The sequence below is a fragment of the Pseudomonas eucalypticola genome, from assembly GCF_013374995.1.
In the GTDB taxonomy this organism is placed as follows: Bacteria; Pseudomonadota; Gammaproteobacteria; order Pseudomonadales; family Pseudomonadaceae; genus Aquipseudomonas; species Aquipseudomonas eucalypticola.
In genome coordinates this window covers 3,601,528-3,626,013 of sequence record NZ_CP056030.1, presented here as the reverse complement: position 1 = coordinate 3,626,013, position 24,486 = coordinate 3,601,528, and the positions used below count along the sequence as shown (strand labels likewise).

Sequence of the window (24,486 nt, the reverse complement as noted above, 5' to 3'; positions counted from 1 at the left end):
ATTCATTGAAGAAGACGATATCGGTAACAGCTCTTAACTGGGTCTGTAGCTCAGTTGGTTAGAGCGCACCCCTGATAAGGGTGAGGTCGGCAGTTCGAATCTGCCCAGACCCACCAGTTTCTTGTTGGGGCCATAGCTCAGCTGGGAGAGCGCCTGCCTTGCACGCAGGAGGTCAGCGGTTCGATCCCGCTTGGCTCCACCATCCTTTGTTACCTTGTCAAAGCTTAGAAATGAGTATTCGTATCGAATATTGATTTCTGAACTTTATCAGAATCGTTCTTTAAAAATTTGGGTATGTGATAGAAAGATAGACTGAACGTTACTTTCACTGGTAACGGATCAGGCTAAGGTAAAATTTGTGATTCAAATTGCAAATTTTCGGCGAATGTCGTCTTCACAGTATAACCAGATTGCTTGGGGTTATATGGTCAAGTGAAGAAGCGCATACGGTGGATGCCTTGGCAGTCAGAGGCGATGAAAGACGTGGTAGCCTGCGAAAAGCTTCGGGGAGTCGGCAAACAGACTGTGATCCGGAGATGTCTGAATGGGGGAACCCAGCCATCATAAGATGGTTATCTCAAGCTGAATACATAGGCTTGAGAGGCGAACCAGGGGAACTGAAACATCTAAGTACCCTGAGGAAAAGAAATCAACCGAGATTCCCTTAGTAGTGGCGAGCGAACGGGGACCAGCCCTTAAGTTGATTTGAGATTAGCGGAACGCTCTGGAAAGTGCGGCCATAGTGGGTGATAGCCCTGTACGCGAAAATCTCTTGTCAATGAAATCGAGTAGGACGGAGCACGAGAAACTTTGTCTGAATATGGGGGGCCATCCTCCAAGGCTAAATACTACTGACTGACCGATAGTGAACTAGTACCGTGAGGGAAAGGCGAAAAGAACCCCGGAGAGGGGAGTGAAATAGATCCTGAAACCGTATGCGTACAAGCAGTGGGAGCAGACTTCGTTCTGTGACTGCGTACCTTTTGTATAATGGGTCAGCGACTTATATTCAGTGGCGAGCTTAACCGAATAGGGGAGGCGTAGCGAAAGCGAGTGTTAATAGCGCGTTTAGTCGCTGGGTATAGACCCGAAACCGGGCGATCTATCCATGGGCAGGTTGAAGGTTGGGTAACACTAACTGGAGGACCGAACCGACTACCGTTGAAAAGTTAGCGGATGACCTGTGGATCGGAGTGAAAGGCTAATCAAGCTCGGAGATAGCTGGTTCTCCTCGAAAGCTATTTAGGTAGCGCCTCATGTATCACTGTAGGGGGTAGAGCACTGTTTCGGCTAGGGGTCATCCCGACTTACCAAACCGATGCAAACTCCGAATACCTACAAGTGCCGAGCATGGGAGACACACGGCGGGTGCTAACGTCCGTCGTGAAAAGGGAAACAACCCAGACCGTCAGCTAAGGTCCCAAAGTCATGGTTAAGTGGGAAACGATGTGGGAAGGCTTAGACAGCTAGGAGGTTGGCTTAGAAGCAGCCACCCTTTAAAGAAAGCGTAATAGCTCACTAGTCGAGTCGGCCTGCGCGGAAGATGTAACGGGGCTCAAACCATGCACCGAAGCTACGGGTATCACCTTAGGGTGATGCGGTAGAGGAGCGTTCTGTAAGCCTGTGAAGGTGAGTTGAGAAGCTTGCTGGAGGTATCAGAAGTGCGAATGCTGACATGAGTAACGACAATGGGTGTGAAAAACACCCACGCCGAAAGACCAAGGTTTCCTGCGCAACGTTAATCGACGCAGGGTTAGTCGGTCCCTAAGGCGAGGCTGAAAAGCGTAGTCGATGGAAAACAGGTTAATATTCCTGTACTTCTGGTTATTGCGATGGAGGGACGGAGAAGGCTAGGCCAGCTTGGCGTTGGTTGTCCAAGTTTAAGGTGGTAGGCTGAGATCTTAGGTAAATCCGGGATCTTAAGGCCGAGAGCTGATGACGAGTTGTCTTTAGACGACGAAGTGGTTGATGCCATGCTTCCAAGAAAAGCTTCTAAGCTTCAGGTAACCAGGAACCGTACCCCAAACCGACACAGGTGGTTGGGTAGAGAATACCAAGGCGCTTGAGAGAACTCGGGTGAAGGAACTAGGCAAAATGGCACCGTAACTTCGGGAGAAGGTGCGCCGGTGAGGGTGAAGGACTTGCTCCGTAAGCCCATGCCGGTCGAAGATACCAGGCCGCTGCGACTGTTTATTAAAAACACAGCACTCTGCAAACACGAAAGTGGACGTATAGGGTGTGACGCCTGCCCGGTGCCGGAAGGTTAATTGATGGGGTTAGCTAACGCGAAGCTCTTGATCGAAGCCCCGGTAAACGGCGGCCGTAACTATAACGGTCCTAAGGTAGCGAAATTCCTTGTCGGGTAAGTTCCGACCTGCACGAATGGCGTAACGATGGCGGCGCTGTCTCCACCCGAGACTCAGTGAAATTGAAATCGCTGTGAAGATGCAGTGTATCCGCGGCTAGACGGAAAGACCCCGTGAACCTTTACTATAGCTTTGCACTGGACTTTGAATTTGCTTGTGTAGGATAGGTGGGAGGCTTTGAAGCGTGGACGCCAGTTCGCGTGGAGCCATCCTTGAAATACCACCCTGGCAACTTTGAGGTTCTAACTCAGGTCCGTCATCCGGATCGAGGACAGTGTATGGTGGGTAGTTTGACTGGGGCGGTCTCCTCCTAAAGAGTAACGGAGGAGTACGAAGGTGCGCTCAGACCGGTCGGAAATCGGTCGTAGAGTATAAAGGCAAAAGCGCGCTTGACTGCGAGACAGACACGTCGAGCAGGTACGAAAGTAGGTCTTAGTGATCCGGTGGTTCTGTATGGAAGGGCCATCGCTCAACGGATAAAAGGTACTCCGGGGATAACAGGCTGATACCGCCCAAGAGTTCATATCGACGGCGGTGTTTGGCACCTCGATGTCGGCTCATCACATCCTGGGGCTGAAGCCGGTCCCAAGGGTATGGCTGTTCGCCATTTAAAGTGGTACGCGAGCTGGGTTTAGAACGTCGTGAGACAGTTCGGTCCCTATCTGCCGTGGACGTTTGAGATTTGAGAGGGGCTGCTCCTAGTACGAGAGGACCGGAGTGGACGAACCTCTGGTGTTCCGGTTGTCACGCCAGTGGCATTGCCGGGTAGCTATGTTCGGAAAAGATAACCGCTGAAAGCATCTAAGCGGGAAACTTGCCTCAAGATGAGATCTCACTGGAACCTTGAGTTCCCTAAAGGGCCGTCGAAGACTACGACGTTGATAGGTTGGGTGTGTAAGCGCTGTGAGGCGTTGAGCTAACCAATACTAATTGCCCGTGAGGCTTGACCATATAACACCCAAGCAATTTGCGTCGAACGACCAGATTGCGGTGTTGTGAAGATGACATGCACCGAAAGTTTGCAGTTCACAAATACTGTCACATACCCGATTCGCTGGAATGCCTGAAAGGGCATCCTGGCTACAGAATTTCTTGACGACCATAGAGCATTGGAACCACCTGATCCCATCCCGAACTCAGCAGTGAAACGATGCATCGCCGATGGTAGTGTGGGGTTTCCCCATGTGAGAGTAGGTCATCGTCAAGATTAAATTCCGAAACCCCCAGTTGCGAACGCAGCTGGGGGTTTTGTCTTTATAGCGCCCGCCTATGTCGGTAGCAGCGGACCTGGCCGCGTCACAAACACCGCACCCCATCAGGCACCCAGCATCCACCCCCCGCCACGCACTGCTGCAATACACGGGTGTCACAGGCACAAAAAACCACCCCGAAGGGTGGTTTCGCGACCTCCAACTCAGGCCCTGAACCGCGCGACCAACCCCGTCAGCTCATTGGCCAATGCCGTCATTTCCCGGCTCGCCGCACTGGTCTGGGTAGCCCCCTCGGATGACTGAATCGACAAGTTGCGGATATTCAGCAGGTTGTGGTCCACCTCCCGTGCCACGTGGGACTGTTCCTGCGCCGCGCTGGCAATGACCAGGTTGCGCTCGTTGATTTCGCCAATGGCACTGTAGATCTGCTCCAGCACATCGCCACAGGCTTGGGTCAACGTCAGGTTTTGCTGGGCTTTCTCGGTGCTTGAGCGCATCGAATTCACCGCCGCCTCGGTGCCTGTCTGCAACCGCACGATCATTTGCTCGATCTCCCGGGTAGACTCCTGCGTCCGGTGGGCAAGGGTGCGCACCTCGTCGGCGACCACGGCGAAACCCCGTCCCGCTTCGCCTGCGCGCGCCGCTTCGATCGCGGCATTGAGTGCGAGCAGGTTGGTCTGTTCCGACACTGCGCGAATCACATCCAGCACCTTGCCGATCTCGCGTGTTTCACCGGCCAGGGTCTGGATCAATTCCGCGCTGCCCTGGATGTCGGCAGCCATGGCATGGGTGCCCTCTATGGTGTCTTGTACCTGCTGGCGACTTTGCCGGGACAGGGCGTTGGACGCTTCTGCCGCTTCGGAGGTGGACACTGCATTACGCGCGACCTCCTCAACCGCCGTGGTCATCTCCGTGACCGCCGTGGCGGCTTGTTCCAACTCCTGGTCCTGCTGCTGTACGCCCCGGCTGGACGCATCGGTGACGGCATTGAGCTGCTGCGCCGCCGCAGCCAACTGCTGGGCCGAGGCACTGATATGGGAAATGGTCTGGCGTTGGCTGTCCTGCATGCGACCGAGCTCGGCAAACAGCTCGCCGATTTCATTGCGGCTATGGACCTCGATCGGCTCGCGCAGATCACCGGCGGCGATGCGCTTGAAGTGTTGCCCGGCAAGGCCCAGCGGGCGCAGCACGCGTACCAGAATGAAGCTCCAGCAGCAGACCGCCAGTAGCACCGTGATGACCAACAGCAGGATGGCTGTGCCCGTGGCCTCTTTCAAGCGGCTGTCGGTCAGGGCCATTAAGGTGGTGCTGCGGTCGTTGAGCGCCTGCATCAGCGTATTGCGCTGGTCCTGCAGCTTGCCCATGGCGGTGGACGCCAACTGGTTCGCGGTGAAATAAGCGGCCAGGTCATTGGCGCGGGTGGCTGCGCGCTGGGCCTCGATCGCCTTGCCGTACTCGACGAAAGACTGCTCCAGTTGCACCCCCAGTGGGGTGTTCTGGGGCTCCAGCGATTGCCCGAATTGGTCCACCAGTTGCGCGGAAGAACGCCAGATCTCCTCGGACCGCGTCAGGCGCGCTGCGGACGCATCATGCTGGCCGCCCAGGTTTTCCAGAAACGCCGACGAGACGTTGGCACTGGTACGGATGGCCATGAGCAGGGCGTTGTTCAAGCGGTCGGCCGCCAGGGCGGTACGGTGTAACTCCTGTACCTGCGTGTCGCTTTGTTCGGCGCTGTGCCAAGCGCTCAAGGTGGAAAAGAGCAGGGCAGTGACAAATAGCACGAGGATGGCGCACATGCCTGTTCGGATGCTGAGGTGACGAAACATGACGATCAACTCCAGGGATCGAAAGAGGACGCGGACTCTTCACCCCTGACTGAAGCGCAGGAGGTGCATCTGGGTTGTTGTTATCAGAGTGATCCGCTTCCTCTATATCGCTGGCATAGTGCTAGCCTTGAGGGCGAAAATCGGAATTCGGGCGATTACCGAGCAAAAATGCGACAAGCTGTCGCAGCCAAGGCGAAAAAAAACCACCCGGCAGGTGGTTTTTGCGCCAGGGCGTCTGCATCAGTCGCCGTAGTATTCGCAACCGCTGGTGCAGGTCTCATGGATGCGCACTTTCGACAGCTCGGGCAGCAGGGGCTTCACTTGTGCCCAAATCCATTTGGCCAGTACTTCGCTGGTAGGGTTCTCCAGCCCGGGAATGTCGTTCAGGTAATTGTGGTCCAGCTGTTCGTACAGGGGCTTGAAGATCGCCTTGATCTCGGAAAAGTCGCGGATCCACCCCGTGTGCGGATCGACCGGACCCGTCAGGTGCAACGCGACTTTGAAGGAATGGCCGTGCAGGCGGCCGCATTTGTGCCCTTCGGGAACGTGCGGCAGGCGGTGAGCCGATTCGAAGGTAAACTCTTTGAAGATTTCCACGGTGTCATGAACCCGAAAAAGCCAATGCAATCGCCTAGTCTACCAGTAACTCACAGCGCTTGCAGCGCATCCCCCAGGCGTCCCCCTTCAACCAGCTCGAGAAACTCGTCGCCCAGCCGCTGGCTTTCACTCATCGCCGTGCGCCAATAGTCCTGGCGCGCCTTGTCCTGCCCCATGAACCGCTTGAAATCACTGCGGTCGGGTAATTTCCCATAGGGCAACCGCGCCAGGTAGTCGGGGGAGGGGGCGAGCAAGAGCACGTTGCGCAAGCGTTGGGCATCACCGCGGCGCCACGGCAGCGCCTTGTCGAACCAGCCGGGGATGACCTTGTCGGTGAAGTGCGGATACAACACGATGTCCTCACCGCTATAAGGCAGATCCAGGTGGTAATCCAGCAGCCCCCCATCACGGAACGTGCCGGCGCCCGCACCGGGAATGTCGCGTACGCCCTCCATGACCATGGGGATGGAGCCCGAAGCCAGCAGCGCCTGGCGCAGGTTGCCCAGGTCCAGTGGCAGGTAGCGCGAAGGGAAGTCGGTCAGCCCGTTCAAGGGCGGGGCCAGGCGTTTGTCGTGGAGGATGACCCGTTCGAAATGCCGGGCCAGGCGCGAGCGGCCGCGCAGGTTGTCGGCGATCACCGACCCCAGCCCCAGGCCCAGGTGGCCGCGGTGGTCCTCGGCCAGGCGGCCGTGGCTGCGCACTACCATGATGTTCAGGCGGTAGTGCGCATTGTCCAATACCCGTGCGTCCTGGCCGGCCAGCAACTGGTCGAGCATGCGGTGGCAGCTCTGGCTGACGTCGGCCATGGTCACGCCCTTGGCGAAGCGTTGTTCGTTATACAAGCGGCCGAGCAGCTGCAGCCCCTGCACCGGGTCGGGCAGGCACGCACTGGCGAAACGCCAGGAGCCTATCGATGCGCCGATCAGTGAGCGTTCACGCTCGGCCCGTGGCAACCACTCGCCGAACAGCGCCAGGTCCAGCCCTTGGATGCCGAGCGCCTTGGGGCCGCCCGCGGCACCGGGCAGGGTGCCAACGTCGCCGGGTTGCAGGCCGCGTTCACGGATGCGCGCCAAGGCCTGGTGGCCGGCCTTCAAGGTCAGGGACGGGGATTTGACGTGGATGGCGCTCATGGAAGGATCTCAGGCGGGGCAGGTGAATTTACTGCATTTCGCGCAGGCTTTGCACGGGGCGCTTGCACGCGCTACCTTGGGCCCCGCGCGCACCCCGCTGGAAACCGGAGCAGCAGCCGCCAGGCATATGCCCATTTCATGGCGTGCGTCGGCCATTTCCTACAAGACTTTGGTCCATGTCTGGCTGCACCGCTTGCGGCTATCCATTAGGGTGGTGGCCTTTCACTTTCAGCTTCAATTAAGTTGGTCCGGTTAGCCTTGGCTCCGTAAACACACTGATTGAACCACGGAGCTACCCATGAAGCATTTGACTGCCTTGATCACCACCGTCACCCTGGCCCTGGGCGCCACTGCTGTCCAGGCTCGCGACCTGGGGCCCGACGAAGCGTTGCGCCTGCGCGACGCCGGCACCATCCAGTCGTTCGAGAAACTCAACGCCGCCGCCATCGCTCGTCACCCGGGCACCACGGTCAAGGAAACCGAGCTCGAGGAGTCCTATGGCAAGTACCTGTACCAGGTAGAGCTGCGCGACGCCAAGGGTGTCGAGTGGGACCTGGAACTCGATGCTGTCACTGGCGAGATTCTCAAGGACCACCAGGACACCTGATGAACACCACCCACCGGCGGGGCCCGCTGCTGGCCCTGGCCGCCTGCTGTTGCCTTGCAGGCGGGCGGGCCGGCGCCCATGACCTGGGGCAGGACGAAGCCTTGCTGCTGCGCCAGGCTGGGGTCATCCTGCCGCTTGAACAACTGTTGCAGAACGCGATGGGCCGCTACCCGGGCGCCAAGCTGCTGGAAGCTGAGCTCGAAGAGGACGACGGCGTCTATACCTATGAAGTAGAGTTGCTGACCGCCGATGGCGTGGTTCGCGAGATCAAGCTGGAAGCCGCCACGGGGCGCCTGCTCAAGGACAAGGAAGACGACTGATGCGTTTGCTGCTGGTTGAAGACAATGTGCCCTTGGCCGATGAACTGGCCGCAGGGCTCAAGGCCCAGGGCTATGCCGTCGACTGGCTGGCCGATGGCCGCGACGCGGCGTACCAGGGCTCGGTGGAACCTTACGACCTGATCATTCTCGACCTGGGCTTGCCCGGCCTGCCTGGGCTCGACGTACTGGCCCAGTGGCGTGCCGGCGGCGTCGCCGTGCCGGTGCTGGTACTGACCGCGCGCGGCTCCTGGGCCGAGCGCATCGTCGGGCTCAAGGCGGGTGCCGACGATTACCTGAGCAAACCCTTCCACCCCGAGGAACTGTACTTGCGCGTGCAGGGCCTGCTGCGCCGCGCGCGCGGGGTAGCCAACCAGCCGACGTTGCAGGCGGCGGGGCTGCACCTGGACGAAAGCCGCCAGTGCGTGCGCCAGGCCGATACCGATGTGCAGCTGACGGCCGCGGAGTTTCGCCTGTTGCGCTACTTCATGCTGCACCCGGGGCAAATTCTCTCCAAAGGCCATTTGGCCGAGCACCTCTATGACGGTGAAACCGAGCGCGACTCCAATGTCCTGGAAGTCCACGTCAACCACCTGCGCCGCAAGCTGGGGCGCGCTGTCATCGAAACACGGCGAGGCCAGGGCTACCTGTTCGGGGCGGGTGCCGGTTGAGGTCGATCCAGGGGCGTTTGAGCGTCGGGCTGATCAGCGTGCTGGTGGTGGTCGGCATCGCGGTGGCGCAACTGAGCCTGTGGTTGTTCGAAGTGGGCCTGCAGCGTTACCTGGAAGCGGGGCTGCGCAACGAAAGTGAAAACCTGCTGGTGGCTTTGGCGCGTGGCCCCAACGGGCTGCAGTTGGATGACCGGCGCATATCCCCGGCCTACGAACGACCGTTTTCCGGGCACTATTTCCGTATCGATTTCGCCGAGGGTCATTGGCGCTCGCGCTCGCTATGGGACCAGGAATTCCCCCAGCCTGATGCCGCTGGCCTGCATTCGGACCTGACCCTGGGCCCGGAAGGTCAGTGGCTGCTGGTGCTGCGCGCTGACTACAAGCGCCTGGGGCAGGCACTGTCCATCAGTGTGGCCCAGGACTACACCCCGGTGCGCGACAGTTTCCAGCGCCTGCAGCGCATCGGCCTGGGCATTGGCCTGGCGGCGCTGATAGTGATCCTGGTGCTGCAGCGGCTGACGGTCAAGCGGGCCCTGCGGCCGCTGGAGCGTGCCCGTGAGCAGATCGCCCAGTTGCAACAGGGCCAGCGCTCCCAGCTCGACACCCAGGTGCCCGTGGAACTCGAGCCGCTGGTGGCCCAGGTGAATCACCTGCTGGCCCATACCGAAGACAGCCTGCGGCGCTCTCGCCATGCCCTGGGCAACCTGGGGCATGCACTGAAAACCCCGATGGCGGTGCTGTTCAGCCTGGTGGCCGGTGAGCGCCTGGCGGGCCAGCCGGCCTTGGCCAATGCCTTGCGCGAGCAGCTGGAACAGATCGAGCAGCGCTTGAGCCGCGAGCTCAACCGCGCGCGGCTGGCAGGGGATGCCTTGCCAGGCGAGCTGTTCGACTGTGCCCAGGAGCTGCCGGGGCTGTTGGCCACGCTGCGCATGATCCATGGCCAAGGGTTGAATATCAGCAGCCACCAGCCGCCAGGCCTGAAACTGCCGTGGGACCGCGAAGACCTGCTGGAAGTGCTGGGCAACCTCCTGGACAACGCCTGCAAGTGGGCTGACAGCGAAGTCCGCCTGACGCTGACCCGCCGCGACCTGGGCTACCTGATCGAGGTGGACGACGATGGCCCCGGCATCCCCGAGGCCCGGCGCGAGGCCGTGCTCGACCGGGGCGCGCGCCTGGATGAACAGGTCAGTGGCCATGGCCTGGGGTTGGGGATCGTGCGCGACATCGTCGACGCCTGGGGTGGGACGCTGGAGCTGCTCGCCAGCCCCCAGGGCGGCCTGCGGGTACGTATCGGCCTGCCAGCGCGCGCCGTGGAGATCAACCGCTAAACTCCTGTGCCGATCCGTTGCCTAACGCGTGTGCGGCCACCGTCGCACCGCGTTGACTGACATGGACCGGACATGAACGAAACTCTTCTGCAACACAAAGCCCTGATGGTGCTGCTCACCCTGGTAACCCTGGCGTTCATCTGGATCATGTTGCCTTTCTACGGGGCCATCTTCTGGGCGGTTATCCTCGGTATCGTCTTTGCGCCGCTGCAACGGCGCCTGACCCTCAAATTCAACCGCAGGCGCAACCTCGGCGCCCTGGCCACGCTGATCATCTGCCTGGTCATCGCCATTCTGCCGGTGATCATCGTCAGCGCGCTGCTGGTGCAAGAGGGGACTTCGCTGTACCACAACATCGAAAGCGGGCAATTGGACATCGCCGGCTACATCACCCAGTTCAAGCATGCGCTGCCCGACTCCCTGCAGCACCTGGCCGACCGCATGGGCATGGGCAACATGGAAGGTTTGCGCGACAAGATCAGCAAGTGGGCGTTGCAGGGCAGCCAATACTTCGCCAGCCAGGCCTTCAGCTTTGGCCAGGGTACGTTCGACTTCCTCATCAGCTTCGGCATCATGCTCTACCTGCTGTTTTTCTTTCTGCGCGACGGCCCGGAACTGGTGCGTCGCATCCGCACAGCGGTACCGCTGGCCGAACACCAGAAGCGTCGGCTGCAATTGAAGTTCAACCGCGTGGTGCGCGCCACGGTCAAGGGCAACCTGTTGATGGCGGTGGTGCAGGGCATTCTCGGGGGCCTGATCTTCTGGTTCCTGGATATCCCCAGTGCGTTGCTGTGGGCCGTGGTCATGGCCTTCATGTCATTGCTGCCGGCGGTGGGCGCGGGGGCGGTGTGGGCACCGGTTGCAGCCTTCTTCCTGCTCAACGGGCAAATCTGGCAGGGGGCGTTGCTGGCCGGCTACGGTTTGCTGGTGATCGGCATGGTCGACAACGTGCTGCGCCCTATCGTGGTGGGCAAGGACACGCGCATGCCCGACTACCTGATTCTGGTCTCGACCCTGGGTGGGCTGGCGGTGTTCGGTCTCAATGGCTTCGTGATCGGCCCGCTGATCGCCGCCCTGTTCATGTCCAGCTGGTCGATATTCGCGGCGACCAAGCAACAGGTGAAGCTTCCCCAAGACCTGGCCTGATCTGGTTTATCATGCACCCGCACTGAGGGTGGACGACGTGACATGAATAAACCTGAACAACGGGTGTTGATCGCACTGCGCAAGATGATCGCGGCCGGGGAACTGGCCGCAGGCGAGCGCGTCTTTGAAGTGACGGTCGCCCAGCAACTGGAGGTATCGCGCACTCCCGTGCGCCTGGCGTTTCGTACCCTGGAACAGGAAGGCCTGCTGGTGCAGCACGGTGGCCGCGGCTACCAGGTTCGCCAGGTCAGCGCCGAAGACGTCGCCGGCGCGGTGCAGGTGCGTGGTGTGCTCGAGGGGCTTGCCGCGCGCCAGGCCGCCGAGCGCGGCTTGTCCGCCGTGGACCTGGAGGTACTGGAAGACTGCCTGGCCCGGGGCGACGCCCTGTTCACCAAGGGCCACCTGACCGATGAAGACCTGCAAGCCTACGACGAGCTGAACCTGCGCTTTCACCGGGTCATCGTCGCGGCCAGCGGCAACCCGGCCATCGCCCAGGCGCTGGCTCGTCTCGCTCATTTGCCGTTTGCCTCGGTGGCGGCGCTGATGGCCGACTCCCACGACCTGGCCGGGGAGTACCGGCGCTTCAACTTCTCGCACATGCAGCACCATGCCATCGTCGATGCCCTGGCCAACCGCGAAGCCACTCGCGCCGAGGCCCTGATGAGCGAGCACGCCAATGCCACCCTGCGCTATGCCAGGATGTTCACCCAGGCCAGCGAACGCACCCGGCCCCGGTAGCAGCGGACCTGGCCGCGTCACCCGCACCGCGCAGTATCGGGTTCACCCCATTGAGCGCCGCCGCACCCTGCGGCCGGCCACCGAGAAATGTCACTTAAAGGGATCCAGCAAACCCTGCATAATGCGTTCCCCCGCCGGGCGATACGTCGCCCCAAGGGACGTCAGCCTTGAGGCCCATGGGCTGCATTCGTTAACATCGCGCACGCCGTGCGTGCTGCCTACGGTATTTGTCTCTTTTTCCTACGCGCCCGGAGGGCGTTTCACCCCCTGAAACCGGCGTTTGCCTTTTTGGCAGGCGTGCCCAGGTGTTCGGGGACTGCTGTTTTTTTCATTTTTTTGTCGTCAGAGCGGTTCAATGCCACAACCCATTCCCTTGAAAGACCACGAAAACGAGAAGCGCCTGGTCAACCGGCGCCTCATCGCGTGTGCGGTCTTCGTGCTGGCCCTGAGTCTAGCCCTGGTAGGGCGCCTGTATTTCCTCCAGGTCATCGAGTTCGCCTACCACTCCACCATTTCCGAGAACAACCGCGTCCACGTGTTGCCGATCCCGCCGGAGCGCGGAATCATCTACGACCGCAACGGCGTTGTCCTGGCCACCAACCGCCCCAGTTTCAACATGACCCTGACCCGCGAGCGGGCAGGGGACTACCGGAAAGTGCTGGACGAGGTGGTCCAGATCCTCAGCCTCACCGACGATGATCGCAAACAGTTCGACAAGGAACTCAAGCGCGTGCGCCACCCGTTCGAGCCGGTGACGTTGATGTACGAACTGACCGAAGAACAGATCGCCAAGATCGCCGTGAACCAGTACTTGCTGCCGGGCATCGACGTCGAGGCGCAGTTCGTGCGCGAGTACCCCATGGGCGCGCATTTCGCGCACTCGGTGGGCTACGTGGGGCGGATCAACGAGAAAGAGTCCAAGACCCTTGACCAGACCGAATACCGTGGCACCCAGTCGGTGGGCAAGACCGGTATCGAGCGGTTCTACGAAGCCGAACTGCATGGCCACGTCGGGTACGAGGAAGTGGAGACCAACGCCCAGGGCCGGGTGATGCGCGTGCTGCGGCACACTGACCCGGTACCGGGCAAGAACATCGTACTGAGCCTTGATTCGCACCTTCAGCAAGCCGCCGAGGATGCCCTGGGCGATCGCCGGGGCTCGGTGGTGTGCATCGACCCCGACACCGGCGAGGTGCTGGCGATGGTCAGCAAGCCGGCTTTCGACCCCAACCTGTTCGTGACCGGCATCAGCTTCAAGCAATACGCGGCGCTGCGCGACTCCATCGATCGGCCGCTGTTCAACCGGGCTCTGCGTGGCCTGTATGCGCCGGGTTCCACCATCAAGCCGGAAGTGGCCATCGCCGGCCTGGACAGCGGTGCCACCACGGCCCAGTCGCGGGTATTCGACCCCGGTTACTACGAGCTGCCCAACTACGACCACAAATACCGCAACTGGAACCACAGCGGTGACGGCTGGGTAGACATGGACGCGGCGATCATGCGCTCCAACGACACCTACTTCTACGACCTGGCCCACAAGCTGGGCGTCGACCGCCTGCATGACTACCTGACCAAGTTCGGCCTGGGCCAGAAAGTGTCCATGGACATGTACGAAGAAGCCCCTGGCCTGATGCCGTCCCCGGCCTGGAAGCGGGCCACTCGCCGCCAGGCCTGGTTCCCGGGTGAAACCTTGATTCTGGGTATCGGCCAGGGCTACATGCAGGTCACCCCGCTGCAACTGGCCCAGGCTACCAGCTTGATCGCCGCCAAGGGCGTATGGCGCCGGCCGCACTTGGCCGACACCGTGGGCGGGGTGGCGCCGGTGGACGAAAACCCGATGCCCAACATCGTGCTGCGCAACAATCAGTACTGGGAGCAGGTCAACCACGGTATGCAGTTGGTCATGCACGACCCGCGCGGTATCGCCCGCGCGGCGGCCCAGGGTGCCCAGTACCGCATCGCTGGCAAGAGTGGCACGGCGCAGGTGGTGGCGATCAAGCAGGGTGAGCGTTACAACCGTCTCAAGACCCTGGAGCGCAACCGTGACAATGCTTTGTTCGTCGGCTTTGCGCCGGCCGAACATCCCAAGATCGTGGTTTCGGTGATGATCGAGAACGGCGAGGCGGGTGGTCGTGTCGCGGGGCCTGTGGTGCGGCAGATCATGGACGCCTGGCTGCTGGACCAGAACGGCCACCTCAAGCCGGAATACGCCAACCCGACGCCGCCGACCAAGGCTGACCCTGTGGCCGCGGCGCCGGCGCATCCCAAGCACACGCCGGTATAGGCCGCGTCACAGTGCCCGCGTAGCAGCGGACCTGGCCGCGTCACCCACACCGCGCACCATCAGGCCCGCCGCATGCGCCTGCAACCTGCTACTTGGCGCTGAACTTGAACACGGTGGTCTGGGTGTAAGCCTTGCCCGGATCCAGCCGTGTAGTGGGGAAGGCCGCCTGGTTCGGCGAGTCAGGATAATGCTGGGCCTCCAGCGTGAACGCGCCCCAGTGCGGGTACACCTTGCCGCCCTTGCCGTGGATGCTGCCATCCAGGAAGTTCGCCGTGTACAACTGCACGCCCGGCTCGGTGGTGTAGAACTCCAGTACCCGGCCTGAAGCGGGGTCGGCGACCTGGGTCGCGAGTTTCTTCACATCGCCTTTGGTATCCAGTACCCAGTTGAAGTCGAAGCCACCTTGCTTGGGTTCGGCGAACTTCAGTTGCGGGTGGTCATCCTTGATATGCGCGCCGAACGCCGTGGGCTTGAGGAAGTCCATGGGGGTACCGGCCACGGGCGCCAGCTCCCCGGTGGGGATCAGCTTGGCGGTCACCGGCGTGTAATGGGCACCGTGCACCGTGGCCACTTGCTGGAGGATGTCGCCTTCGCCAGCCCCGGCCAGGTTGAAATAGCTATGGTTGGTGAGGTTGAGCACCGTCGGCTTGTCGGTGGTGGCGTGGTAGTCGATGCGCAGCTCGTTCTTGTCGTTGAGGCTGTAGGTCACTTGCGTATTCAACGTACCCGGGAAGCCCATCTCGCCGTCGGCCGACACATAGGTCAGGGTCACGCCGACGCTGTCACCGGTCTTGGCTGGCTGCGCTTTCCACACGTGTTTATCGAAACCCTGGGTGCCGCCGTGCAAGGCATTGGGCCCGTCGTTGGTGGGGATCTGAAATGCCTTGCCATCCAGGCTGAAGCGCCCCTCGGCCAGACGGTTGCCATAACGGCCGATCGTGGCGCCGAAATAGACCGTGGGGTTGGCCTGGTAGCCTTTGAGGTCATCGAAGCCCAGCACCACGTCGGCCGCCTTGCCGTGCTTGTCGGGCACCAGCAGCGACTGCAGGATGCCGCCGTAGGTAATGATGGTGGCCTGCATGCCATGGCTATTGCGCAGGGTGTACTTTTCGATGGCGGTGCCATCGGGCAAGCTGCCGAAGCTGCTGCGTTCGCTGGTCAGGCCGGCGGCCTGGGCGCTGAGGGTCGCCATCATGATGGAGAGTCCAAGGCTGGCAAGGGGGAGGGGAGTGTGCATGGTAAGCCTTCCTTTTTGTTGTTTTGGCGGATGCTTTCGGAAATTTCCGGTCTATTGGTCAGACTATTTACCTGTTTTTTCGCGTACGAGAGCTTTTATAGTCGAAAAAACAGCACTTGAAAAATAAATGGTAATACTATTTAGTAAGCGAAACGCAGCATCCAAGCGTCAGCACCAACAATAAAAACAATCGAAGGGCGTGACATGAAGTGGCAGGCACTTTCCCCCGTGCGTTACCGACTCGCCGAAGGCGCGTTCTGGGACGCCCCCACCCAGGCCCTCTACTGGGTCGACATCGCTGGCTTCAAGGCGTGCCGCGTACTGGGCGGCGAATTGCACACCTGGCAATTGAGCGAGCCGGTTTCGGCGTTCATTCCCACCCAGTGGGGTGATGCGCTGGTGACCCTGGCCAGTGGCGTCCACCGTCTGGACCTGACCTCTCCCGGCCACGCGCCGGAGCTGACCCTGTTATGCCAACCCGACCCGGTGCCGGGCAACCGTGCCAATGAAGCGCGGTGCGACCCCCAGGGCCGGCTGTGGTTGGGTAGCATGCAGAACAACCTGGATGCCGAGGGCGGCGACCTGCCGCTTGAACGCCGCAGCGGTGGGTTGTTTCGTATTGACCATCAGCGTGATGTCAAGGCGTTACTGAGCGAGCAGGGCATCGTCAACACGCTGCTGTGGACCGCCGATGGCACTGCGCTGTTGAGTGCCGATACCCTCGACGGAGTGATCTACCGTTACCCCCTGGGCGCCGATGGACTGCCGGGCCCGCGCCAGGCCTGGGCGGCGCAACACCCCCGGGGTGCGCCGGACGGGTCGGCCATGGACGCCGATGGCTACGTCTGGAATGCGCGCTGGGGTGGCCACTGCCTGCTGCGCTTTGCGCCTGACGGCAGCGTGGACCGTATCGTCGAATTGCCTGTGGAACACCCCACCAGTTGCGTGTTCGGTGGCTCTGACCTGACCCGGTTATACGTGACCAGTTCGCGCCAGGCAGGTAGCCAGCGCGAACTGGATGGCGCGGTGCTCTGGGCCGATGTGGGCGTGCAAGGCCAGATCTGCCACCGCTACGGCGGCTGATGGTTGAGGTGACACTACGTTACATAGGCCCCCCGTATTACATGCTAAGACTGTAAATCGCGCCTTCGCGGGTGCCCCCTTCAAACCGCTGTTCGCTGTAGCTATTTCAAATAAGAACAAGGAGTTAGCTATGTTGAGTCGCCATGGGATGCGTTCCCTGTGCTGTGCCGCCGTTTCCGCCGCCGTGCTGGGCCTGGGGTCGTCGGCGTTCGCTGCCGATCCGGTCAAGATCGGCTTTCTGGTCAAGCAGGCCGAGGAGCCGTGGTTCCAAACCGAATGGGCCTTCGCTGAAAAAGCCGCCAAGGACAAGGGCTTTGAACTGATCAAGATCGCCGTGCCCGATGGCGAGAAAACCCTGTCGGCCATCGACAGCCTGGCCGCCAACGGCGCCAAGGGCTTCGTCATCTGCCCGCCGGACGTCGGCCTGGGTCAGGCCATTGTCGCCAAGGCCAAAGCCAATGACTTGAAAGTCATGGCGGTGGATGACCGGTTCGTGGACGGCGACGGCAAGTTCATGGAAGACGTGCCGTACCTGGGCATGGCCGCGTTCGAGGTCGGCCAGAAGCAGGGCGCGGCCATGGCCGACGAGGCCAAGAAACGCAATTGGGACTGGAAAGAGACCTACGCGATCATCAGCACCTACAAGGAACTGGACACCGGCAAAAAGCGCACCGACGGTTCGATCGACGCGCTGAAAAAAGCCGGCCTGCCCGCCGACCATATCTTGGAAACCGCGCAGAAAACCCTCGACGTTCCCGGTGGCATCGACGCCGTTTCATCGGCGTTGCCCAAGCTGCCGCGGGGGGCGAAGAACCTGATCATTGGTGGCATGAACGACAACACCGTGCTGGGCGGCGTGCGCGCTACCGCCTCCAACGGGTTCGACCCTGACCAGGTGATCGGCATCGGCATCAATGGCACCGACGCCATCGATGAGCTGAAAAAACCGAAAAGCGGCTTCTTCGGCTCGATGCTGCCTAGCCCGGACAAGGAAGGCTACAACACGGCCTCGCAGATGTACGAGTGGGTCACCACCGGCAAGGAGCCGCCCAAGTACACCGCCATGGACGACGTGACCCTGATCACCCGGGCCAACTTCCAGGACGTGCTGACCAAGATCGGCCTGTGGAAGTGATACCTGGCTGACGGGATGGGTGCGGGGCCTCTGCAGGGCCGGGCGAAGCTCGGCGAGCAGGCGCCTCGCGCTTCCGGGCATACCGCGGCGGTCTGCTCCCCGAGCTTCGCCCGGTCCTACAGGGTTCGTCGTTCCAGTGAAGGTTACTTTTCATGCATGCATCCCCGGCAACACAACAACACACCGCCTCCGGCAGCCTGCGTTTCGACGCCATCGGCAAGCATTTCCCCGGCGTGCGCGCGCTGTCCGATATCAGCTTTACCGCCCAGCCCGGGCGGGTGCTGGCGCTGATGGGCGAGAACGGCGCGGGCAAGTCGACGCTGTTGAAAATCCTCGGTGGCGCCTACCAGCCCACCACCGGTCAGGTGCTGATCGGCGAGCAACCCATGGCCTTCAAGTCCGCCGCCGACAGCATCGCCGGTGGCGTGGCAGTCATTCACCAGGAACTGCACCTGGTTCCGGAAATGACTGTGGCCGAGAACCTGCTGCTGGGCCACATGCCGGCGCGGTTCGGCCTGGTCAACCGTAGCGCCATGGTGCGCCGTGCCCGCGAACTGCTGCAGGGCCTGGCCGACGAAATCGACCCCACCACCCGCCTGGGCGAACTGTCGCTGGGCCAGCGGCAGCTGGTGGAAATCGCCAAGGCAATGTCACGCAACGCCCACGTCATCGCCTTCGACGAGCCCACCAGCAGCCTGTCTGCGCGCGAGATCGACCGGCTGATGACCATCATCACCCGGCTGCGGGACGAGGGCAGGGTGGTCCTGTACGTGTCGCACCGCATGGAAGAGATTTTCCGCATCTGCGACGCCGTCACCGTGTTCAAGGATGGCCGCTTCGTGCGCACCTTCGAGGACATGGCGCAGTTGACCCATGACCAGTTGGTGACCTGCATGGTCGGCCGCGACATCCAGGATATCTACGACTACCGGCCGCGCCCTCAGCATGGCGTGGCATTGCGGGTCCAGGGGCTGTTGGGGCCGGGCCTGCAGGAGCCCGTCAGTTTCAGCGTCAACAAGGGTGAAGTGCTGGGCTTCTTCGGCCTGGTCGGCGCGGGGCGCACCGAACTGCTGCGGTTGTTGTCCGGCCTGGCCCGTCACACTGCCGGCAGCGTCGAGCTGCAAGGCCAGCCCTTGCACCTGAAGAACCCGCGCCAGGCCATCGACGCTGGCATCCTGCTGTGCCCCGAAGACCGCAAGAAAGAGGGCATCGTGCCGCTGTCCAGCGTTGCCGAAAACATCAACATCGGTGCCCGCAGCCGCCATGCTCATCTGGGCTGCCTGTTGCAGGGGCGTTGGGAGCGGGAAAACGCGCGCCAGCAGATCAGCGCCATGAACGTCAAGACGCCCAGCCCTGGCCAGCAGATCATGTTCCTGTCCGGCGGCAACCAGCAGAAGGCCATTCTCGGCCGCTGGCTATCGATGCCCATGAAAGTCTTGCTGCTGGACGAGCCTACCCGTGGCATCGACATCGGCGCCAAATCGGAGATCTACCAGATCATCCATAACCTGGCCGCCCAGGGCATTGCCGTGATCGTGGTGTCCAGTGACCTGATGGAAGTAATGGGCATCAGCGACCGCATCCTGGTGATGAGCGAAGGCGCGCTCACCGGTGAGCTGACCCGAGACCAGGCCGACGAATCGCGCCTGTTGCAATTGGCACTGCCACGCAGCCGTGGCTGAACAATAATAAACGAGGTGCTTATGACCACTCCCACGACCCTGCGCGCCCCGCGGCAAGGATTGAACATGCGGCGTTTTCTCGATGAATGGGCCATGCTGTTGGCGGCCCTGGGCATCTTCCTGCTGTGCACGCTGGTAATCGACAACTTCCTGTCGCCCATGAACATGCGCGGGTTGGGCCTGGCGATCTCCACCACCGGCATCGCGGCCTGCACCATGCTCTACTGCCTGGCGTCGGGGCATTTCGACCTCTCGGTCGGTTCGGTCATCGCCTGCGCCGGGGTGATCGCCGCCGTGGTCATGCGCGATACCAACAGCGTGTTCCTTGGCGTGTCGGCGGCCCTGGGCATGGGCCTGATCGTCGGCCTGATCAATGGCATTGTCATCGCCAAGCTGCGTATCAACGCCTTGATCGCGACCTTGGCCACCATGCAGATCGTGCGTGGCCTGGCCTACATTTTCTCCAACGGCAAGGCCGTGGGGGTGATGAACGAAGGTTTCTACGTGTTCGGCAACGGCCAGGTGATGGGCGTGCCGGTACCGATCCTGATCACGCTCTTCTGTTTCATTTTCTTTGGCTGGCTGCTCAACTACACCACCTACGGGCGCAACACCATGGCCATCGGCGGTAACCAGGAGGCGGCGCGCCTGGCGGGCGTCCACGTAGACCGCACCAAGATCATCATCTTCGCCGTGCATGGCCTGGTCGGCGCGCTGGCCGGCGTGGTCCTGGCCTCGCGCATGACCTCCGGGCAGCCCATGGTCGGCCAGGGTTTCGAGTTGACGGTGATTTCCGCCTGCGTATTGGGTGGGGTGTCATTGAGCGGTGGTATCGGCATGATCCGCCATGTGATCGCGGGCGTGCTGATCCTGGCGATCATCGAGAACGCCATGAACCTGAAAAACATCGACACGTTCTACCAGTACGTCATCCGCGGCACCATCCTGCTGATCGCGGTGATCATCGACCGGCTCAAGCAGCGCTAGCAGGGCGCACAGCGCCTGGCGCCTTCGATCGAGGGCCGCCAGGCGCGCCGCGGTGCAGCGGGACACCCGGCACCTTTTGCCCTGCTGTTCACAGCCCCTTACCTGTGTATCCTAAGCTGAACTAGACGCGGCGCTGCCATTCAAAGGAAAATGCCGCTCCTATTCGCTGCAACGAGCCACATGGACACTCCCGACCTGATCATCTGCGAGCATTGCGACTCCGTCTACCAGCCCACGCCGCTGGTGCGTGGGCAGAAAGCTTTTTGCCTGCGCTGCGGGGCCGTGATTGGCCGCGGCGGGCACCTGAGTACCCAGCAGTTGTTGGCGTTGTCGATCTGCGCGGCCATCGTCTTCTGTTTCGCCAACGCGTTCCCCGTCATCTCCATCAGCCTGCAGGGCCTGAGCAACGAAGCCACCCTGTGGCAGTCGGTCGAGGCCTTGGCCCAGGGCCGTATCAGCGTCATCGCAGCCGTGGCCGGGTTGACCATCATCCTCGCGCCCATGCTGCAGATCATCCTGCTGTGCTGGGTGCTCAGCTTCGCCGCCGCCGGTACCGCCGCGCCCGGCTTCAAGGCGTGCATGCGCGCCCTGGAGCATCTGCGCCCCTGGAGCATGCTGGAGGTGTGCCTGCTGGGCATCCTGGTGGCCATCGTCAAGCTGGGCGGCATGCTCGACGTGCACCCTGGCCTCGGGCTCTGGGCCCTGGCCATGCTCACGGTGCTGATCATCCTCATTTCCGGCAAGGGCATCCGCCACCTCTGGCATGACCTGGAGGGCGTGATCCCATGAGCCTGCCCCCGTATGCCCGTGACCTGGACCTGGTGCTGTGTCACACCTGCGGCCAGGCCTGTGCGCTGGGCAGCCATTATTGCCCGCGCTGCGATTCGGTGGTGCACCGCCGCAAGCCGGAAAGCCTGGGGCGCACCTGGGCTTTTCTGATTGCCAGCCTGATTTTCTACATACCCGCTAATCTGCTACCGGTGATGTACACCGACATGTTCGGCAGCGGCAGCGAAAACACCATCATGAGCGGCGTCATGGAGTTCTGGAGCAGCGGCTCCTGGGATATCGCCCTGCTGATTTTCATCGCCAGCGTCGCGGTGCCGTGCCTGAAGTTCGCCGTGCTGGGCACCTTGCTCATCACTTGCCAGCGGCGCAGCCAGTGGGCCATGCGCGAGCGCTCCAAGCTGTACCGGCTGATCGAGATCATCGGCTACTGGTCCATGCTCGACGTGCTGGTGGTGGCGCTGGTGGCGGCCCTGGTGCAATTCCGCTCGCTGAGCAGCATCGAGCCGCGCCTGGGTATCCTGTTTTTTGGTTTGGTTGTGGTACTGACGATGTTGGCTGCCATGAGTTTTGATCCCCGGCTTATCTGGGATGCAGAGGTTGAAGATGCCTGAACACCCGAGTTCCACCCTCACGCCTTCGAGCCCCGAGATCCGGCGCCGACGTTTCAACGTCTCGCTGGTCTGGCTGGTGCCGATCGTGGCCGCCCTGATCGGCCTGTCGATGGTGGTGCACAAGGCCCTTTCGGCGGGCCCGCAGATCGTGGTCAGCTTCCTGACCGCCGAGGGCCTGGAAGCCAACAAGACCCAGGTCAAGTACAAGAACGTGGTCATCGGCAAGGTCACGGCCATCGCCCTCAGCGAAGACCGTGGCCACATCGACGCCACCATCGAACTGGACCAGTCGGCCAAGGCCTTCACCGCCCGTGACGCGCGTTTCTGGGTAGTGCGCCCGCGCATCGGCGCCGGCGGCGTGTCCGGGGTCGATACCTTGCTGTCCGGTGCTTTCATCGGCGCAGACCCGGGGGAGAACAAGGACACCGAGAAGAACTTCGTCGGCCTGGAAAACCCGCCGGCCATCACCTATGGCCAGAAGGGCAAGCGCTTTACCCTGCACACCGCCGACCTGGGCTCGCTGGATATTGGCTCGGCCGTCTATTACCGCCGTATCCAGGTCGGGCAGGTGGTGTCCTACAAGCTGGCCGATGATGGCAAGGGCGTGGACGTCGACGTGTTCATCAATGCCCCCAACGATCAATACGTGAAAAAGGACAGCCGGTTCTGGAACGCCAGTGGCGTGGACGTAAGCCTGGGCGCCAATGGCCTGAAGGTGAACACCCAGTCGGTGGCCTCGATCCTGTCGGGCGGCATCGCGTTCATCGAGCCCAACTACAGTGCCGACAAGGCATTGGCGGACGAGAACGCCCAGTTCACCCTGTTCGACGACCAGGAAACCGCGCTGGCGCCGCCCGACGGCGAGGCGCGTTATGTGCAGATGCGTTTCGACCAGTCCTTGCGCGGCCTGGCAGTCAATGCCCCGGTGGAATTCCTGGGCGTGAACGTGGGCAAGGTGGTCTCGGTCGACCTGGACTACGACGCCAAGAGCGAGACCTTCCCCACGGTGATCGGCGCAGTGATCTACCCCAACCGCCTGGGCAAGGCCCATGACAAGCTGCTGGCGCAGATGGGCGGCGAAGACGATGCCAAGGGCGCGCAGCTGATGGGCCAGTTCGTGCGCCATGGCTTGCGTGCCCAGGCCCGCAGCGCCAACCTGCTGACCGGGCAGTTGTACATTTCCATGAACTTCGTGGCCAACGCCAAGGCCGTGGCGTTCGACCAGAATGCGCGGCCCATGATGATCCCCACGGTGCCCGGCAGCCTGGACAAGCTGCAGGAGCAGATGCAGGCGTTCGTCGACAAGCTCAGCAAGATCCCTATCGACCAGATCGCCGACAACCTCAATGGCAGCCTGGGCCAGTTGAACAAGACCCTGGAAAACGTCAACGGCCAGGTGCTGCCGGAAATGCGTGACACCCTGGCGCAGACCAAGAAGACCCTGGCCAACGCCGGCGACAGCTTCGCCGAAGACTCGCCACAGCGCCAGCAACTGGGCCAGGCCCTGGATGAAGTGCAGCGCACGGCGCGCTCGGTGCGCGTGCTCACCGATTTCCTCGGCCGCCACCCGGAAGCGCTGATCCGTGGCCGCCTCAAGGACGGCAAGCCGGACGCCTACCAGCCGACGTCGTCGACATCTCGTGAAACTGATCAGGAATGACCGCCATGACACTACGTTCCCTGGCCCTGCTGGCCACCCTGGGCCTGGCGGCCTGCAGCTCGGCGCCAACCCATTACTACACCCTGGTGCCCACGGCGCCACAACACGCCGCGCCCGTCGCCGCGCCAGGCTTTCAGTTCGAAATGCTGAGCGTGCGCATGCCGGTGCAGGTCGACCAGCCGCAGCTGGTGGTACGCCAGAGTGGTGGTGGTCTGGCCATTCTCGAAACCGAACGCTGGGGCGCGCCGTTGGCTGACGAATTCCACGACGCCCTGGCCGGGCAGTTGGAACAGAAACTGGGTACCCGCGATCTGGCCGGGCTGCCCAAGGCCGCTGACACGCCAGTGGTGTCGCTGCAGACCGACGTGCGTCGCTTCGATTCCCTGCCAGGCCAGTACGCCTTGATCGACGTGGTATGGAGCCTGAGCCAGCGCAGCGACGGTCAGAAGCGTCGCAGCCTGACCTGTGGCAGCGTGATCCGCGAAGCCTCGGGGGTGAGCATGGATGAACTGGTGCTGGCGCACCAGAAAGCCATCGGGCAACTGGCCACGCAGATTGCGCGTGCTGCCAACAGCTGGGCCTGCCCAGCCCTCTGACCGCGATGCAACACCCCCCCTCAGGGGGGTGTGCAATCCTTCCATTCCCGGGTCAGTCTGCCAGGGCCTCGGCATTGGCCTCGCGGTAGGCCATGATCTGTGGCAGCGTCCGCTCGATCCAGTCTGCCAGCCCGCCCACCAGCGCCGCCGCTTCCTCCCCCCAGGGCGTCAGGCGGTACTCCACATGGGGTGGCACCACCGGCAAGGAAGTGCGCAGCACCAACCCATCCCCTTCAAGCCCCTGCAGCGTCTGCGCGAGCATCTTCTCGCTGACGCCGCCGATCTTGCGCCGCAAGTCACTGAAGCGGTGCATCCCGCCCGACAGAATCACCAGCACCAGCACGCCCCAGCGGCTGGTGACATGCTTGAGTACTTCCCTGGAAGGGCAGTCGGCGTGCATCAACTCGCCGCGGCGCGCCTGGGCCTGGAACGAATCGTCTGGAACGGTCATGAATACTTACCTTTTTGTGCGTACTTACTTTTAG

At 61.8% G+C, this 24,486-nt stretch carries 20 protein-coding genes, 2 tRNA genes, 2 rRNA genes and 1 pseudogene; 19 read left to right on the top strand and 6 right to left on the bottom strand.

The window, feature by feature from the left end; translation table 11 throughout:
- Positions 1 to 39: 39 nt before the first annotated feature.
- The 4 genes from HWQ56_RS16090 (at position 40) to rrf (ending at position 3,573) form a co-directional block, all read left to right on the top strand.
- A tRNA-Ile gene (locus tag HWQ56_RS16090) sits at positions 40 to 116 on the top strand.
- 10 nt (positions 117 to 126) lie between these two features.
- Positions 127 to 202, top strand: a tRNA-Ala gene (locus HWQ56_RS16085).
- Positions 203 to 426: 224 nt separating this feature from the next.
- Positions 427 to 3,317 (top strand): 23S ribosomal RNA (locus HWQ56_RS16080).
- A 140-nt stretch (positions 3,318 to 3,457) separates the two neighbouring features.
- A 5S ribosomal RNA gene (gene rrf, locus HWQ56_RS16075) occupies positions 3,458 to 3,573 on the top strand.
- Between the two features lie 207 nt (positions 3,574 to 3,780).
- Here the strand turns inward: rrf and HWQ56_RS29490 are convergent.
- The 4 genes and pseudogenes from HWQ56_RS29490 to HWQ56_RS16060 form a co-directional block, all read right to left on the bottom strand.
- Positions 3,781 to 4,644 (bottom strand): methyl-accepting chemotaxis protein, encoded by an 864-nt coding sequence (locus HWQ56_RS29490; protein ID WP_425331969.1) that lies wholly within the window; start codon positions 4,642 to 4,644, stop codon positions 3,781 to 3,783.
- Positions 4,642 to 5,403 (bottom strand): annotated as a pseudogene (locus HWQ56_RS29485) (Tar ligand binding domain-containing protein); the annotation flags it as partial. The pseudogene HWQ56_RS29485 and the gene HWQ56_RS29490, both read right to left, overlap by 3 nt.
- Before the next feature lie 240 nt (positions 5,404 to 5,643).
- Entirely contained in the window at positions 5,644 to 6,000 is a 357-nt protein-coding gene (gene queD, locus HWQ56_RS16065; protein WP_158157928.1) for a 6-carboxytetrahydropterin synthase QueD, read from the bottom strand.
- A gap of 50 nt (positions 6,001 to 6,050) precedes the next feature.
- On the bottom strand, positions 6,051 to 7,130 hold the full coding sequence (locus HWQ56_RS16060; RefSeq protein WP_176571134.1) for a patatin-like phospholipase family protein: 1,080 nt from the start codon (positions 7,128 to 7,130) through the stop codon (positions 6,051 to 6,053).
- Between the two features lie 298 nt (positions 7,131 to 7,428).
- Here HWQ56_RS16060 and HWQ56_RS16055 point away from each other — a divergent pair, with 298 nt between their 5' ends.
- From HWQ56_RS16055 to mrdA, 7 genes are all read left to right on the top strand, one after another.
- Complete coding sequence (locus HWQ56_RS16055; RefSeq protein WP_176571133.1) at positions 7,429 to 7,737, top strand: PepSY domain-containing protein; 309 nt, start codon at positions 7,429 to 7,431, stop codon at positions 7,735 to 7,737.
- Positions 7,737 to 8,057, top strand: coding sequence for a PepSY domain-containing protein (locus HWQ56_RS16050; protein ID WP_158157931.1), 321 nt, complete (start codon positions 7,737 to 7,739; stop codon positions 8,055 to 8,057). The genes HWQ56_RS16055 and HWQ56_RS16050 overlap by 1 nt, the downstream gene beginning before the upstream one ends.
- Positions 8,057 to 8,725, top strand: a complete 669-nt coding sequence (locus HWQ56_RS16045) for a response regulator transcription factor (RefSeq protein ID WP_158157932.1) — start codon at positions 8,057 to 8,059, stop codon at positions 8,723 to 8,725. Before HWQ56_RS16050 ends, HWQ56_RS16045 begins: the two co-directional genes overlap by 1 nt.
- The gene (locus HWQ56_RS16040) at positions 8,722 to 10,053 is read left to right on the top strand and encodes an ATP-binding protein (protein ID WP_158157933.1); all 1,332 of its coding nucleotides are present in this window, start codon (positions 8,722 to 8,724) and stop codon (positions 10,051 to 10,053) included. The genes HWQ56_RS16045 and HWQ56_RS16040 overlap by 4 nt, the downstream gene beginning before the upstream one ends.
- Before the next feature lie 72 nt (positions 10,054 to 10,125).
- On the top strand, positions 10,126 to 11,199 hold the full coding sequence (locus tag HWQ56_RS16035) for an AI-2E family transporter (RefSeq protein ID WP_158157934.1): 1,074 nt from the start codon (positions 10,126 to 10,128) through the stop codon (positions 11,197 to 11,199).
- 42 nt (positions 11,200 to 11,241) lie between these two features.
- On the top strand, positions 11,242 to 11,937 hold the full coding sequence (locus HWQ56_RS16030) for a GntR family transcriptional regulator (RefSeq protein ID WP_176571132.1): 696 nt from the start codon (positions 11,242 to 11,244) through the stop codon (positions 11,935 to 11,937).
- 355 nt (positions 11,938 to 12,292) lie between these two features.
- Positions 12,293 to 14,221, top strand: a complete 1,929-nt coding sequence (mrdA, locus tag HWQ56_RS16025) for a penicillin-binding protein 2 (protein WP_158157936.1) — start codon at positions 12,293 to 12,295, stop codon at positions 14,219 to 14,221.
- A gap of 88 nt (positions 14,222 to 14,309) precedes the next feature.
- Here mrdA and HWQ56_RS16020 read toward each other — a convergent pair whose 3' ends face one another.
- A complete protein-coding gene (locus HWQ56_RS16020; protein ID WP_176571131.1) occupies positions 14,310 to 15,458 on the bottom strand; it encodes an aldose epimerase family protein in 1,149 nt (382 codons plus the stop codon).
- Positions 15,459 to 15,662: 204 nt separating this feature from the next.
- Between HWQ56_RS16020 and HWQ56_RS16015 the strand changes: the two genes are divergently transcribed.
- From HWQ56_RS16015 to HWQ56_RS15980, 8 genes are all read left to right on the top strand, one after another.
- Positions 15,663 to 16,541 (top strand): SMP-30/gluconolactonase/LRE family protein, encoded by an 879-nt coding sequence (locus HWQ56_RS16015; RefSeq protein WP_176571130.1) that lies wholly within the window; start codon positions 15,663 to 15,665, stop codon positions 16,539 to 16,541.
- A gap of 130 nt (positions 16,542 to 16,671) precedes the next feature.
- A complete protein-coding gene (locus tag HWQ56_RS16010; protein WP_158157939.1) occupies positions 16,672 to 17,676 on the top strand; it encodes a substrate-binding domain-containing protein in 1,005 nt (334 codons plus the stop codon).
- Positions 17,677 to 17,828: 152 nt separating this feature from the next.
- The gene (gene araG / locus HWQ56_RS16005; RefSeq protein WP_176571129.1) at positions 17,829 to 19,358 is read left to right on the top strand and encodes an L-arabinose ABC transporter ATP-binding protein AraG; all 1,530 of its coding nucleotides are present in this window, start codon (positions 17,829 to 17,831) and stop codon (positions 19,356 to 19,358) included.
- 21 nt (positions 19,359 to 19,379) lie between these two features.
- On the top strand, positions 19,380 to 20,345 hold the full coding sequence (gene araH / locus HWQ56_RS16000) for an L-arabinose ABC transporter permease AraH (protein ID WP_176571128.1): 966 nt from the start codon (positions 19,380 to 19,382) through the stop codon (positions 20,343 to 20,345).
- 180 nt (positions 20,346 to 20,525) lie between these two features.
- A complete protein-coding gene (locus tag HWQ56_RS15995; RefSeq protein ID WP_158159191.1) occupies positions 20,526 to 21,134 on the top strand; it encodes a paraquat-inducible protein A in 609 nt (202 codons plus the stop codon).
- Complete coding sequence (locus tag HWQ56_RS15990) at positions 21,131 to 21,745, top strand: paraquat-inducible protein A (RefSeq protein ID WP_176571127.1); 615 nt, start codon at positions 21,131 to 21,133, stop codon at positions 21,743 to 21,745. Before HWQ56_RS15995 ends, HWQ56_RS15990 begins: the two co-directional genes overlap by 4 nt.
- On the top strand, positions 21,738 to 23,405 hold the full coding sequence (locus HWQ56_RS15985) for a PqiB family protein (protein WP_158159189.1): 1,668 nt from the start codon (positions 21,738 to 21,740) through the stop codon (positions 23,403 to 23,405). Before HWQ56_RS15990 ends, HWQ56_RS15985 begins: the two co-directional genes overlap by 8 nt.
- A gap of 5 nt (positions 23,406 to 23,410) precedes the next feature.
- Complete coding sequence (locus HWQ56_RS15980) at positions 23,411 to 24,001, top strand: PqiC family protein (RefSeq protein WP_176571126.1); 591 nt, start codon at positions 23,411 to 23,413, stop codon at positions 23,999 to 24,001.
- A 52-nt stretch (positions 24,002 to 24,053) separates the two neighbouring features.
- Here the strand turns inward: HWQ56_RS15980 and HWQ56_RS15975 are convergent, their stop codons facing one another.
- The gene (locus tag HWQ56_RS15975; protein ID WP_176571125.1) at positions 24,054 to 24,452 is read right to left on the bottom strand and encodes a winged helix-turn-helix transcriptional regulator; all 399 of its coding nucleotides are present in this window, start codon (positions 24,450 to 24,452) and stop codon (positions 24,054 to 24,056) included.
- Positions 24,453 to 24,486 lie beyond the last annotated feature (34 nt).